10 protein-coding genes, 1 tRNA gene, 2 rRNA genes and 3 pseudogenes are annotated in these 14,291 nt (G+C 49.3%); 7 read left to right on the top strand and 9 right to left on the bottom strand.

Annotation, left to right across the window (positions count from 1 at the left end; all coding sequences use genetic code 11):
- Positions 1-119: 119 nt before the first annotated feature.
- Positions 120-389 (top strand): annotated as a pseudogene (locus RC74_RS07600) (helix-turn-helix domain-containing protein); the annotation flags it as partial.
- A 57-nt stretch (positions 390-446) separates the two neighbouring features.
- On the opposite strand, the pseudogene RC74_RS07595 reads toward RC74_RS07600, so the two are convergent.
- Positions 447-1,730, bottom strand: a pseudogene (locus tag RC74_RS07595) (IS3 family transposase).
- A 62-nt stretch (positions 1,731-1,792) separates the two neighbouring features.
- Here RC74_RS07595 and RC74_RS21665 point away from each other — a divergent pair.
- Positions 1,793-2,455: pseudogene (locus RC74_RS21665) on the top strand (integrase core domain-containing protein); the annotation flags it as partial.
- On the opposite strand, the gene RC74_RS07575 reads toward RC74_RS21665, so the two are convergent.
- Positions 2,412-2,738 carry a hypothetical protein gene (locus tag RC74_RS07575; RefSeq protein WP_156477430.1) on the bottom strand — a complete coding sequence of 109 codons (327 nt, stop codon included), beginning with the start codon at positions 2,736-2,738 and terminating at the stop codon, positions 2,412-2,414. The pseudogene RC74_RS21665 and the gene RC74_RS07575 overlap by 44 nt on opposite strands.
- 76 nt (positions 2,739-2,814) lie before the next feature.
- On the opposite strand from RC74_RS07575, the gene RC74_RS07570 reads away from it, so the two are divergent.
- The 3 genes from RC74_RS07570 to RC74_RS07560 all read left to right on the top strand — a co-directional run bounded on the left by RC74_RS07570 (position 2,815) and on the right by RC74_RS07560 (position 4,269).
- A complete protein-coding gene (locus tag RC74_RS07570) occupies positions 2,815-3,075 on the top strand; it encodes a hypothetical protein (RefSeq protein WP_052275088.1) in 261 nt (86 codons plus the stop codon).
- Positions 3,076-3,086: 11 nt separating this feature from the next.
- Complete coding sequence (locus RC74_RS22605) at positions 3,087-3,416, top strand: hypothetical protein (protein ID WP_052275087.1); 330 nt, start codon at positions 3,087-3,089, stop codon at positions 3,414-3,416.
- Between the two features lie 586 nt (positions 3,417-4,002).
- Positions 4,003-4,269, top strand: a complete 267-nt coding sequence (locus RC74_RS07560) for a hypothetical protein (protein ID WP_039004098.1) — start codon at positions 4,003-4,005, stop codon at positions 4,267-4,269.
- Between the two features lie 497 nt (positions 4,270-4,766).
- Here the strand turns inward: RC74_RS07560 and RC74_RS07555 are convergent, their stop codons facing one another.
- From RC74_RS07555 to RC74_RS07540, 4 genes are all read right to left on the bottom strand, one after another.
- On the bottom strand, positions 4,767-6,119 hold the full coding sequence (locus RC74_RS07555; RefSeq protein ID WP_156477429.1) for a hypothetical protein: 1,353 nt from the start codon (positions 6,117-6,119) through the stop codon (positions 4,767-4,769).
- 119 nt (positions 6,120-6,238) lie between these two features.
- Positions 6,239-6,616 carry a GtrA family protein gene (locus RC74_RS07550; RefSeq protein WP_052275086.1) on the bottom strand — a complete coding sequence of 126 codons (378 nt, stop codon included), beginning with the start codon at positions 6,614-6,616 and terminating at the stop codon, positions 6,239-6,241.
- Complete coding sequence (locus RC74_RS07545) at positions 6,613-7,305, bottom strand: class I SAM-dependent methyltransferase (protein ID WP_039004096.1); 693 nt, start codon at positions 7,303-7,305, stop codon at positions 6,613-6,615. Before RC74_RS07545 ends, RC74_RS07550 begins: the two co-directional genes overlap by 4 nt.
- Positions 7,292-8,278, bottom strand: coding sequence for a glycosyltransferase family 2 protein (locus RC74_RS07540; RefSeq protein WP_218918118.1), 987 nt, complete (start codon positions 8,276-8,278; stop codon positions 7,292-7,294). Before RC74_RS07540 ends, RC74_RS07545 begins: the two co-directional genes overlap by 14 nt.
- Positions 8,279-8,675: 397 nt before the next feature.
- On the opposite strand from RC74_RS07540, the gene RC74_RS07535 reads away from it, so the two are divergent.
- On the top strand, positions 8,676-9,893 hold the full coding sequence (locus RC74_RS07535) for an MptA/MptB family glycosyltransferase (RefSeq protein WP_039004094.1): 1,218 nt from the start codon (positions 8,676-8,678) through the stop codon (positions 9,891-9,893).
- Between the two features lie 34 nt (positions 9,894-9,927).
- Positions 9,928-10,254: an RNA-dependent RNA polymerase family protein gene (locus tag RC74_RS07530; protein ID WP_062628171.1), complete on the top strand. Its 327-nt coding sequence runs from the start codon at positions 9,928-9,930 to the stop codon at positions 10,252-10,254.
- 546 nt (positions 10,255-10,800) lie between these two features.
- Here the strand turns inward: RC74_RS07530 and RC74_RS07525 are convergent.
- The 3 genes from RC74_RS07525 to RC74_RS07515 form a co-directional block, all read right to left on the bottom strand.
- Positions 10,801-10,877: transfer RNA gene (locus RC74_RS07525), tRNA-Met, on the bottom strand.
- Between the two features lie 95 nt (positions 10,878-10,972).
- Positions 10,973-11,087, bottom strand: a 5S ribosomal RNA gene (gene rrf, locus RC74_RS07520).
- A 141-nt stretch (positions 11,088-11,228) separates the two neighbouring features.
- Positions 11,229-14,060 (bottom strand): 23S ribosomal RNA (locus tag RC74_RS07515).
- Positions 14,061-14,291: the final 231 nt, after the last annotated feature.

Genomic DNA, 14,291 nt, shown 5'->3' with positions numbered 1-14,291 from the left:
CGGAACCTGTGCTGACCAGTAGTGACGCCACTCGGAAAGAGTAGATAAAAAGGTGTCGCTAGGTGTTTGATCCCAGGGTTTAATGGTGCGATCTTTTCTCAGGCTTGGAAGGAAGCATTATGGGACAAGTTTGTCACGGGAGCGCCACGACCACGCACGCCGTTAGACTTGCAATACAGCGATCGCAAGCTTCGATCGCGCAGCTGAGCAAGGAGCTGGGCATGAATCCCAGAACCGTCGCGAAGTGGCGTAAGCGTGTGACGGTCGAGGATTTGAAGACCGGGCCGAAGAAACCGCGATCAACCGTTCTCACCGAAGCTGAGGAGGCAATGATCGTCGCATTTAGGCAGCATACGCTGCTGCCGCTGGATGATTGCCTCTATGCGCTTTAGCCATCGATTCCGCATCTGGACCTGTCGCGCTTTAGTGCTGCCCCAAGTGCTCGTTTAAGCCACTTTCCGTTCGAAAGCGACGGGACTTTTCCATCCTAGTGCTGAATGGCGCCGTCGCGGATTGTAGAACCCATTGATGTATTCAAAAATCGCCATCTCAGCCTGCCTGCGGGTTTCCCAAGTGTCGCGCCAGATCAGTTCAGCTTTGATGGTTTTGAAGAACGTTTCCACTGCCGCATTATCATAGCAATTCCCTTTGCCACTCATCGATACCTTGAAGCCATGCAGGCGCAGAATCTTCTGGTAATCGTGGGAACAATATTGGCTGCCCCGGTCCGTGTGATGGAAACAGCCCTTGGGTGGTGCCCGAAAGGCTATTGCCATGTTCAATGCCCGGATGGCCAGATCGCGTTTCATTCGGTTACTAACCACTGCCCGACAGTCGAAACGCAGTATCGATGAGAGGGAGCCCAACCGACCACTCGGCGCGAATGCAGATCCAAGATCACAGCAAGATAGAGCCAGCCTTCTCGCGTCCAAATATAGGTGATGTCAGCTGCCCACTTCTGGTTTGGTTGCTCAGCGACAAAGTTCCGATCCAGTAAGTTAGGCGCGATGTTGAACTTATGATTGCCTCCTCTCGGGCATACTGCGCATACCCTGCCGGGCAGTGGTCCGTCGTTGCCTTGTGTTTCCGCGTTCTGATCACTGATATGCCGTTCTGGCGCATCCACTGACCGGCAGTTGGTTGCAAAGCAATCAATGAGAGGGGAACGGCCGACGCGGCGATGCCCGATGTCCAAACCAACTTCTTTCAGTTCTTCAGTCATGCGCGGCCTGCCATAGCTGCCAAGACTGAGACGGGATTGTTCTTTGATGTGGGCCAACGTGACCATATCAGACCGCTGCCTGCGACTGGCTGGACGGTTACGGAACGCCCGTAAGCCGCGTGCGCTGACATTCATGACATGGCACATACGTCCAATGGAAAATGCAGATTGGTGTTCTTCCCCTCTCATCGATACTGCATATCGACTGCCGGGCAATGAATGAACCTAAACCTCACGGCTTTTGGCTCGCGAAGAACACCGTGGCCTTTTTTAGGATGTCCCTTTCCTCCTTGAGAATACGGTTCTCACGTCGAAGCCGGCCATTCTCCTGAGCCAGTCCCAAATCCTCCTTCGACACCACATCCGTGTCTCGGTACGCTGTGATCCATTTGTTCAGCGTCGACACACCGACACCAAGATCATCAGCCACTTGCTTTCGGGTAAGCCCACTGGTCAGTGCGATCCGCACCGCATCTTCCCTAAATTCGTCTGTTCGTTTCAGTCCCATGCTCAGTCTCCTTCGTTGCAGTAAATGCTATCAAAGGAGCGGCATCAAACCGTGACAGGTCCAATCTGACCCGGTCGGCGCTGCATCGTTGTCTTCAACGGCACGGCATCTCCCGCCTGCCGGATGTCGAGGGTGACAAGCCGAAGCGCCAGGAGTTCAAGCGTTACCCCATCGGCTTCTTTCATATCGACATTGCCGAGGTTCAAACTGTGGAGGGCAAGCTCTATCTCTTTGTTGGTCTTGAATGGACCCGCAAGTTCGCAGTCACGCAACTCGTGGGCACGGCAGATCGTAAGACCGCGTTAGAGTTCCTCGAGCATCTGCTCAAGGAACTCCCCTATCGGATCCACACGATCCTCACCGATAACGGCATCCAGCTCGCTGAGCAGCCTCGCAACCGTAACAAAGTATATTCGCGGAAAATGCTCTGCGAGGCAAATGGGATCGAACACCGCCTGACCAAGCCAAACCATCCGTGGACCAATGGCCAAGTCGAGCGGATGAACCGAACGATTAAGCACGCGACAGTGAAGAGATACCATTACGACAGCCATCATCAGCTGCGCACGCACCTCGCCGACTTCATGGACGCATACAACTTCGCTCGCAGGCTCAAGGCACTCAGCGGTCTCACGCCCTACGAATACATCTGCAAAATCTGGACTGCAGAGCCAGATCGATTCATACTAAATCCGATCCACCAAATGCTGGGACCAAACAACTAGGGAATACACCAAGCAGTTCGCCGTAGCGATATTCGAAATTCATCATATCAAAATACTCGCCGTTGACGTGGATGTCATGCGTAATGCTTGCATCCTTGATTTGAAACTGTGCCAGAAGCCGTCCGGAAGCACGGAGCGTATTCTGGTCGAACCCGATGGCCATTTCAAGATCGAACCCGACTACATCATAAAACTTAACAAAATGGCCGGTCGGCACCCGGTATTCCTCGGCCGCAATTTCCTCTGAGGGCAATGTCACTGATACGCCGAGCGCCTTGGCCATCGTTATGACAATCTCTTTACTGAAAGGGCAGCCATCGATTGTACGAAAATCATAGCACATATGTCGATCACACGCGATGCAAGCGCTTCCAACACCGGAACACCATCCGGGCGGGATCAACCTGCTGCGCAAGTTTTTGAATGTGGAAACGGAAGCGGATTTCCAAATGTTGGTGGCGTGGCTCTTGGGGTGTTTCCATCCCGAAGGCCCCTACCCCATTCTGATCCTTTCAGGCGAACAAGGCAGCGCCAAAAGTACCACCGCGCGAACCCTGCGCGATCTGATCGATCCCGCAAGCCCCAGTACGCGCAGCACCCCAACTCTGAGCAAGATTTAGTCATCGCCGCGATGCACAACCATGTTCTGAGCTTTGACAATCTCTCAACCATCCGCCCTAAGATGGCCGATGCCTTCTGTCGGATTGCAACGGGCGGTGGTTTTGGCACCCGCAATCTGCACACAGATAGCGACGAAGTGTTGTTTAACGCGACGCAGCCCTGCTTGCTCAACGGCATTCCTGCGCTAACGGAAGACAGCCGCAGCTTCCTGCGATCAGAGGCTCGGTTTGGGGCGGCATTACGGCGGGTGCAGCCCGTAGTGCGACGGCGTGATATCTCAATGAACTTTAATCGCGAAGGCAAAACAGGAATGCGGGTAATACAGATCGCTGCGGGTTGAGCGATAAGAATCGCTCGGACCATACAAAAGCGCTCGATCCGCATGGTCGGGCGCTTTTGTATCTATTTCAGACAATCCGATCATGTATCACGATCACTGCGTTCCTCGTGAGGACATGACATGAAAGATACAATTGAAAGATAAATCAACCAACTATTCGGAGAATAGCTATCCACATCAGGTCGTTAGTGAGTTGTTAAATAATACTTGCTTCATTACTCTCCACAACTACAGATTGAACCTAAAGCAACTAAGGACTGAGCTATACATGGAAAACCCAACTTGGATTACGAACGTACTAATGGATTTAGCCATGCAGGCAGAGAATGTTGGTCTATCAGAAACGAGCCAAATACTCATGAGCGCAATGGTCAGTGTTTCCCTATCAAACGACGTTGCCTTAGCCTCAAGCGTTGTACATAACACTGTCGAAGAACTCTCAATTCACTAGCCTTCCGGCATCAATTCGCTCATTGGTTGCTAACATTTGGCAAGTTCTTGCTCGCAACGCAATTTCCTCACTCGCATTAATTGTCCATTAATTATTCTCAACGAATTTATATCAAATTCTAGTAGGAAATCTGCCATGGCACACACTATATTGCGGGACCAAGATATCATTCATTCCGACATTGCGCAGGCAATGTCCAATATCTCTTACTTTCTAAAAGAAATGATCGCTAACAAGGCTGCAATGTCTGAAATCGATATGACCAACGGTCTGGCTCGCATTCAGGCACAAACAGATTATTTGCTCGCCTCCCTTGAAGCCTCAAAACAAGGTCAACCCACAGAAATCGTAGCTATCCCAGACAGCAAATTATCATCCGTTTTAATGAGCTTCATGGAGTAAGTACTTCCTCGCGCCTTTGATCGATAAACCGGAAATGAATACCACCCCCATTTAGAAATCAGTCTCTTGCGTGGCTGACAGTGCCGACGGCGGAATTGCGGCGTGTTTATCGCGAAATCGGTTTTCGCGTGTTTCCAGTCTGCTTCCACGGTTCGGATTCTAAAGGGAAGTATCTTAGCTATTGTTTGCTCTCCAGCGTAGCACCGCTGCAGCACCATCAAAACTGCGAACGCAAGAAGCCCCGCAAGCGGGATTCATAACGTGTTGATATGTTTGGTAATTATTGGTTGCGGGAGGCCGTAACCAGCGCTGCAGAACAACGCTGAGGTGTCGTATTTAGAGTGCACGGTAACAACTGATAATTCCAGCGCACAATCAGCGGCGCTAGATCAGCCTTCAATTAATAAATTGACGTATCCGACGCACAGAACAAATGACAGCCAATATCCTTTAGAAAGTGACTGGAAAGGTCCTTTCGATATTGAATCGACGTACATCTAACCATCACAGCCCGCACGTTTGTACACTTCAAAATGAAGAACTTTTCCCGAAATGTAATACTCGGCCCACGCCAATGAAAATGCCTCATCTTGCTGAAAAAATTCTAAATAGTCAAAAGACGCTCCGCTGAAATGGGATTTATTTGAAGAAGTATCAACGATCACGATTTGCGGGTGCGTACGAAAGAAATCATCTAGCACCAATGCACGGGCATCCTTTAGTGTTTCTCGGTACTTTTGTTGTTCGTCTGGCTGGCTCGTTTGGCTCAAATAAAATGCCGCACCAGGGAAAAGCCACAATGCTGGTGCTCTGTTGGCAGGTTCTGCCTGAGCAAAATTCGCAAGAGGAAATCCAGACCAGACGTTCGAGCTGAAAACCTGAAAGCTACGATGCCCTGGCTCGCAGTCAAAATAGGTAGAAAATTCTTTGTAAACAGAATTTTTGTAAGGGCCGAATTTAAGAGCAGGCACGAGTAAAACAGCTAGGGCTAATGCAGCAAAAGACAAAGGCCATTGTTGCGCGCGTGCGCGTGACAACTCACAGCCTGCCCAGGTAATAGCGAGCATCGCATAAACTGATGCAGGAATGCTGTGATATGTCCAACCTTTGGATTGAATAAGATAAACCACAAATGCGCCAAATGCCGCGATCAACGCCAAGACTGCCCCTGAGTTTTTTTGCGGAGTAATAGCAACCAAACTAGTTGCTGCCACAAGAATCCATATTATTGGAATGACCGGCTTCAAAACAGCCATAAAGTTTTTTTCATATGTGCCGTAAACTTCAAGCGTCCAAGGCATGATCCGTTCAAAATAGGCTGGATGCAACAGATATGAAACCACGACGTATCCGAACAACAGCACAATAGGCAAAAGGAACTCGACCCGCAGAATTGGGCGCAAACTGCGTTCGGTGACAATTTTGTAGATCAAGACAAGCAGCGGAATCAAAATAAAATAGTGCTTCAGTGCAGTGCCAAGCGTTGCCCATACCGCAATTGTCGCACGTGTAACCTTGCTAAATTCGACTTGCGAAAGTTGCATAGCCAAAAATGGTAAAAACAGGATCGCAAATATGTGATCTCGCTGCCCGAAGTCGCGCAATGGAAGCAGGGTTAAGCTGAGGGCGGAAACCGCGAGAAAAATGCGCCTATGGACTGCAGACACTGAGGGCGAAGAGCACAACAATGCACGCGTCATAACAAGCGAGATCATAATTGCCGCGAAGATACAGGCTTTGTAGGTTGTGATTGCAGACACATCTATTAGACGGGAAATCCAGACGGGAGGCGCCGTTAGATAGAAGGCTAATGGCGGGTTCAACTCGATAATCTGGTCATAGATTGGCAAGCCGTCCAGCCACCATCCCGTGGATATCAGATACCAGCTGACGTCGTGATTCAACATCGTACCGGCCAAAATGTTGGCACAAATTACCATGATAACGGCGGGAATTATTAGATCACGGATCATGCGCGAAAGACGAACAATTTCAGCATTAGAAATGAGCATATAGGAACAACACCCAGAACTGTGACAAAGGAAACTATCGGGCGATAATCATTCAGCAAAACTGGAATGATTGAGGCAAGAAACAAACCAACCATCGTCGCGCCAATAAATTTGGGTATCGTAGTAGAACCGTAGGGTGCCCCCGCGAAGGTCAAACGTTTGTGGCCGAGGTATGAAAACATAGCCCCAATTGCGTAAGCCACGATCGAAGACGGCAAGGTTGCCAAATGCAGGAGGCCATTCAGCAAGGTCGCAACAATAAAGTAAAGTGCCGACGCAATAACGCCCACACCAGCGAATCGAATTGCTTGTCCCCTTAACGCTGTTGTTTTCATGAAACACGGCCAATTGCTGCGTATTGCGCCCCAAGCGGAAGCCAGTGTAAATACCGCTCGAAACCTCGGAAAAAGGGATTATTTGACGGAAGAAACACAAAATGCCGTGTTGAAACATCCGCCAAACCAGCATCGCGCAAACGTCGCTTCATTTGGCTCGCGCCGAGCAAAACAGCATCCGCGTCGAAAGGGCATCGCGCGACGGAAAGTCGGGTAGCGGGATTAATCGGATTATGCTCTATCAGACAAACCATTCCACCTGGGGCAACTACGCGGGTCATTTCGGCAAGAAAGTTGACCCAATGCTCGGTTGGCACATGATGCATTACACAAACAGCCAAGCTCATATCAAAACTGTCGTCGGCGTAGGGTAGGCTTTGGCCGTCATAATCCTGATAGAGATTTTTGGGGTTATTCGCCTGCGCCATCAGAATACTATCTTTGGAAACATCCACCCCATTAATGGCTCCGAACATAGGGGAAAGCAGGGGGTGTAAAGCCCCAACTCCACAGCCAACATCAAGCAGGGTTGGTTGGGCACGATCACTCAAGCGCATTGCCAGAAGATCTTCGACCATCAACGACTTGGAAAGCTGAAAAAATCCATGCGATAAGCCAGAAAAGCTGATCGATTGCTCGACAGTGGCGGTGTAATTGTCGCTGTAGGCGTCAAATTCATTCTTGGTCATTCATGGCCTCATTGCGTCTGCGGGCTTCCACCTCGCCCAGTAACCCGATACTTTGAGATATAAAGTATAGAGGGCGTTGCTTACTTTCGGCATGGATACGCCCTACATACAGCCCGATAACGCCGCTAATCATCAAATTCATTCCGGACAGAAGCGATAGGACCACAATCGTCGAGGCCCAGCCTTCAATTAGTTGATCTGTGAACACCGCAAGGGTAAAAATATAGACCCCATAGCACAAAGCCCCTAATGAGACTAATGCCCCTAACCAAAGGGCCAATCGCAACGGGGCGTCGGAAAAGCCGATCACGCCATCCATTGCCAGTCGCATCATTTTTTTTAGGGGGTATTTAGTTTCACCTGCACCGCGTTCTAGGCGCTCATATTGAACCAAGGTTTGGCGAAATCCGACCCAAGCAAACATTCCGCGCAAAAACCGGTCTTGTTCTGGCATCGATTTGATCGCTTGCACAACCCGCGCATCAACCAATCTGAAATCTCCCACATTCCGCGGGATTTCTACCGAGGACAATCGCGACAAAGTTCGATAAAAAAGGTTGGCAGATAGTTTTTTGAACCAAGTTTCACCTCTGCGTACACCGCGTTGCGCATGGACTATTTCGTAGCCCTCGCGCCACTTTTCAATCAACTCCAAAACAAACTCCGGCGGATCTTGTAGGTCCGCGTCCATGATAATGACCGCTTGGCCCACCACCATATCCAACCCAGCTGTGACCGCAATCTGATGCCCGAAATTGCGGGACAAACGAACCAGCTTAACGCGGGGGTCACTCATACAATATTCTGCAATGATCGCAGCACCTTGGTCGTGACTCCCGTCGTCCACAAAAACAACCTCACTCAATCCGTCGAGCTGGTCGATCAACGGTATCAGCCGAGCCATCAGTAACGGCAAAACCGCCTCTTCATTCATAAAAGGGATGACAAAACTATAGGTTACGTTTGGTTTCATATGCATATTTTTAGTTAGCATTGATAAGTATAAATTGGCTAGAAAAATAGTTGGTATGCACAACTATAGGTTATGTACGGCAAAATTGTGACGGTCAATTTTGTATTATAATTGAATATGGTTGGAGAGGGGCTTAGCCGGATTACTCCTTAAATCTCAGAATTGTCGGAGTTGCATTACTACGACTATAATACGACAATAGCCCAATAACGATCTATAGCGGAGAGGCCTGCAAACCGACGCGCTTTTCAACGTGATACATCCGTAAGTTGTCCACTTTGGGTATTTGGGACCGGCCGTAAGGGGTCCACTGTATTGTGCGCTTTTGGACGGGTCTATTGTTTGTCGTCATCGACTGGCAGGCCAATTTGACACCTAAGTGAGGAGAACAGATTTCGTGGAATATGAAACAAACGCAATGGTCTCCGAACAGAGGGTAGATTTTCAGGAAGACGCGCATTCGCTCGAGGACAAATTGAATTCAGCCTATGTCACTTTGATCGCCCTAGCATGCTTGATTGTGTGGTACGCTAAATTATATCCTGTGACCCAACCAGACCACTTCAAGTATTTGGTACCTTGGTTGCGTGCTATTTTACAGTCCAACGGGTTCGACGTGTTTGCCACACCATTCTCGAATTATACCGCTGGTTACATTACCTTCTTAAAACTGGTGAGTTTGTTGGATTCATTTCTCTCGGAACTCGGGATTGTCAAACTCACTTCAGTTATCGGAAGCGGCATGGCCGCCTATGGTGTGACCCTATGTTTGGCTGCGTTCGGGTGGTCTGGGATGGCCCGCACGAACGCTGGGCTTTTGTACCTGCTTCTTCCAACAATTATGCTAAATGGCATCGGCTGGGGGCAAGCTGACGCATTTTTCACCGCCTTCATCTTATACTCAATGGCTGCGGTTTTACGGGAGCGGCCATTGTTGGCAGGACTTATGTTTGCGGTCGCCGTATCGTTTAAACTGCAGGCGGTGTTTTTTGCTCCGTTCTTATTTGGGTATCTACTGAAGTGGCCCAAAGAGTTGCTTATTTCAGTCGCGCTTTTCGTGCCAGTGTACTTAATCGTGAATGCACTCTATCTGCTTTCTGGGAGAGAGCTCTTCGATGTTCTGACGATATATGCCGATCAAGCCCAAACATTTACCCGTCTGTCGATGAATGCTGGCAATCCTTGGATTTTGATGGATATACTGGGATCGCCGGAGAAAATCACCCACCATTATTCCGCAATTGTGGTATCTGGATTGGCATTTGCGACGCTTGTGGCCAGTTTCATTTCATGGCGCGTTTATGCAACGCCGTTTACGTCACACACGCTCCTGTATTTTGCATGTATCTCAACTGCGTTAATGCCCTTTATCCTACCTAAGATGCATGAACGGTTTTTCTTCCCAGCTGAATCGTTGCTCTTTGTTGCGGCATTGGTTGACTTCCGCTTGCTGCGCATAGTCGCACTCACACAGCTATCAGGCCTTGCAATGTACTCAATTTACCACGACACGTTTGGACTACAGGCACTTATTAGAATGCCTCATATTGCCTATGTTGGTGTCATTTTAATGTTCGCTAGTGTTTTTTCTTTGCTGCATTGGTCGCGAACTTAAACGTGAGATTATGCCGATTCCATTGGTCACGACAATGACGGCCGACTGTGACAAAACACTTGACGACTTTGCAGTATCTAAAGGTGGCGTCTATATGCGTTATTCGGATGATATTTTGCTAATTATTCCTGCGGAAGATGGAGTTGCGGAAGAAGCCGAAAAACTTGCTATTGCAGAAATCAAAAAATCTGGTTCAAAGCTAATTATCAAACAGGAAAAAACTTGCATTGCCGAGTTTCAGAAATCGAAGAGTGGGTTGATGTTTTCGCACATCAAGGGCCTTCAGGGGCATAACGGTTTCGAATATTTAGGGTTTCAGTATGATGGCAAGTTTGTGTACGTACGTGACAGCACAATATAGCGGCTATATTGCAAAGTAGCCCGTACTGCAAAAGGCATCGCGAACGGTTTTTCAAAGTCCCACCCAAGTTTGACCGCAGAAGAAATATTAGATGCCTTCAATTACTCAAACTTTAGCCAACGATATAGTAGGGTAGACTCTCTCGAATGGTCGCCCGATGACTATGCAACATGGACATTTTATAGCTACTTGAAGCGGGCATCAGAGACCTTTGGTGCAAAGGGAATAAAGATCATGCCTCAAGCGAGAAACTTCAAGCAGTTCATGCGCAAGCGATTATCTGAAGCGATGGACCGTGCCGTAATAAAGCGACACGCTTCCTAAGTCACAACCCTTGACTATGATGGCCCTGAGTGGATTTAGCCTTCAATCAAGATGTCGTCACATTCGCCCGCCGCTACGGCCTCGTTGTTTTCCACCTGCATTAATTTAGCCACAATCCTCCAAACGTTTCCTTATGCTTCCACAGTGCTTCCAGTGTTGTTTTTCGAACGCAAGAAGCCCCGCAAGCGGGGTTCATAACGTGTTGATATGTTTAGTAATTATTGGTTGCGGGAGTCAGATTTGAACTGACGACCTTCAGGTTATGAGCCTGACGAGCTACCGGGCTGCTCCATCCCGCGACGCTTAGGCTTGTTGCCTTAGTTCGCATCCCAGTTTCTGTATTTTCTGGGATTTGAGGGATCGTTTGAGAGATACGTGTTATGTTTCTTACTAGGTTTGGCGGCGACCTACTCTCCCACGTCTTAAGACGCAGTACCATTGGCGCAACAGTGCTTAACTGCCGAGTTCGGGATGGGATCGGGTGTTTCACTTGTGCCATGACCACCAAACCGAGAAAGAAACACAACACACAGTTTTAACTATCAGATTTAGTTTCACTTAAAAAAGTGTAGCTTTTGATTATTCCGCCTGAACCCTTACCAAACTTACGTTCGGGGGTCAGGTTTGTAGAAGTCTATCTTCTACTGGATCAAATCAAGCCTATCGGGCAATTAGTATCAGTCAACTGAGTGCGTTACCGCACTTACATCTCTGACCTATCGACGAGGTGGTCTACCTCGGCCCTCAGGGAGATCTTGTTTTGAAGGGGGCTTCCCGCTTAGATGCCTTCAGCGGTTATCCTGTCCGTTCATAGCTACCCAGCACTGCCATTGGCATGACAACTGGTCCACCAGTGGAACGTTCACCCCGGTCCTCTCGTACTAGGGGCAACTCTTCTCAAATCTCCTACACCCACGGCAGATAGGGACCGAACTGTCTCACGACGTTCTAAACCCAGCTCACGTACCTCTTTAAATGGCGAACAGCCATACCCTTGGGACCTGCTCCAGCCCCAGGATGAGATGAGCCGACATCGAGGTGCCAAACACTGCCGTCGATATGAGCTCTTGGGCAGTATCAGCCTGTTATCCCCGGCGTACCTTTTATCCGTTGAGCGATGGCCCTTCCACTCGGGACCACCGGATCACTATGACCGACTTTCGTCTCTGCTCGACTTGTCAGTCTCGCAGTCAGGCTGGCTTCTGCCATTGCACTCAACGACCGATTTCCGACCGGTCTGAGCCAACCTTCGCGCGCCTCCGTTACTCTTTAGGAGGCGACCGCCCCAGTCAAACTACCCACCATACAGGGTCCCGGATCCAGATAATGGACCGCGGTTAGACATCAAACAGAATTAGGGTGGTATCTCAAGGGAGGCTCCACAAAGACTAGCGTCTCTGCTTCAAAGCCTACCACCTATCCTGCACAAATTGTGTCTAATGCCAGTGTAAAGTTGTAGTGAAGGTGCACGGGGTCTTTCCGTCTAACCGCGGGAAGCCTGCATCTTGACAGGCAATTCAATTTCGCTGAGTCCACATTTGAGACAGCGGGGAAGTCGTTACGCCATTCGTGCAGGTCGGAACTTACCCGACAAGGAATTTCGCTACCTTAGGACCGTTATAGTTACGGCCGCCGTTTACCTGGGCTTCAATTCGGAGCTTGCACTCCTCCTTTTAACCTTCAGGCACCGGGCAGGCGTCAGACCCTATACGTCGTCTTACGACTTCGCAGAGCCCTATGTTTTTAGTAAACAGTCGCCACCCCCTGGTTTGTGCCCCCGACCAAGACTTGCGTCCTAATCGGGCCTCCTTCTCGCGAACTTACGGAGGTATTTTGCCGAGTTCCTTAAATGTGGTTCTCTCAAGCGCCTTGGTATTCTCTACCAGTCCACCTGTGTTGGTTTAGGGTACGATCTTAAAGAGGGGCTATTTCCAGGAACCTCTAAGCAGCTCTTTCAATCCAATAAGGAAGAACTACCTTCGAGATCCGTCACCACCTCACGGCCCAGGAATATTAACCTGGTTCCCATCGACTACGCCTTTCGGCCTCGCCTTAGGGGTCGGCTTACCCTGCTCAGATTAACTTTAAGCAGGAACCCTTGGACTTTCGGCGACAGGGTCTCTCACCCTGTTTGTCGCTACTCATGTCATCATTCTCACTAGTGATCTCTCCACCCGATGGCTCACGCCCGGGCTTCACAGAAAGCTCCTTATCCTCCACTACACCCGAAGGTGCAAAAGAGGATGGGAACTATGTCACACTACGCTCTGCTACCATGCAATAAATGCATCCTAAGCTTCGGCTCATGGCTTGAGCCCCGTTACATCTTCGCCGCAGGACAACTTAATTAGACCAGTGAGCTGTTACGCTATCTTTAAAGGATGGCTGCTTCTAAGCCAACCTCCTGGTTGTTTTGGTCGTCCCACCTGCTTTCCCACTTAGCCATGAATTAGGGGCCTTAGCTGTAGGTCAGGGTTGTTTCCCTTTTCACCATGGGCGTTAGCACCCACAGTGTGTCTGCCGGATATTACTTCTCGGTATTCGGAGTTTGATTAGGATCAGTAAGACGGTGAGTCCCCATTACCCATTCAGTGCTCTACCCCGAGAGTATTCGTCCGACGCTCTACCTAAATAGATTTCGCAGAGAACCAGCTATCTCCGAGTTTGATTGGCCTTTCACCCCTAGGCACAACTCATCCCGACCTTTTTCAACAGGTGTGGGTTCGGTCCTCCAGTGCATGTTACTGCACCTTCAACCTGGTCATGCCTAGATCACTCGGTTTCGGGTCTAATGCATCTAACTCAATCGCCCTATTAAGACTCGCTTTCGCTGCGCCTACACCTAACGGCTTAAGCTTGCTAGATACACTAAGTCGATGACCCATTATACAAAAGGTACGCCGTCACCTCTCAAGGAGGCTCCGACTGATTGTAGGCGTCCGGTTTCAGAAACTGTTTCACTCCCCTCGTCGGGGTGCTTTTCACCTTTCCCTCACGGTACTAGTGCGCTATCGGTCAGTAAGGAGTACTTAGCCTTAGAGGGTGGTCCCCCCATGTTCAGACAGAATTTCACGTGTTCCGCCCTACTTAATACGTCCATTCATGCTTCCTATACGGGGCTGTCACCCGCTTTGGCCGACCTTTCCAGGTCGTTCTAGTCACATTCATGGCTCGGCTGGTCCCCGTTCGCTCGCCGCTACTAGGGGAGTATCTATTGATTTCCTTTCCTCCGGGTACTTAGATGTTTCAGTTCCCCGGGTTTGCTCTTAAAGTCCTATGTATTCAGACTAAAAGTACCTGGTTTACCCTACTATTGATTACCCTTGCGGATAACAATAATAGAATATCAGGTGGGTTGCCCCATTCGGACATCCATGGATCAAAGCTTATTCTCAGCTCCCCATGGCTTAACGCAGAGTATCACGTCCTTCATCGCCTCTTACTGCCAAGGCATCCACCAAACGCCCTTTTCGCGCTTGATTTGATCCAGAAGAAGCTAGGCTTCAACTGTTTCAAGAGCTTGTTCTTTTTTCCCGCTCCGGTGACAAACGTTACCGGAACATGTAGCTCCGAAGAGCTACCGCGATCCCGCGTAGGATCGCTTGACTCAACCTTTCGATTGAGCCTGGTTAGTGTACTTGACTTGATAGTTATTTAAACTTTTGAGCTCGTAGCTCTTGATAGCACTTACTCGCGCTATCAGTTTAAAAACT

Origin of the sequence: Falsihalocynthiibacter arcticus (assembly GCF_000812665.2) — a bacterium.
Taxonomy (GTDB): Bacteria; Pseudomonadota; Alphaproteobacteria; order Rhodobacterales; family Rhodobacteraceae; genus Falsihalocynthiibacter; species Falsihalocynthiibacter arcticus.
Note: the sequence above shows the minus strand (reverse complement) of the source record. Positions and strands in the feature narration are given on the sequence as shown.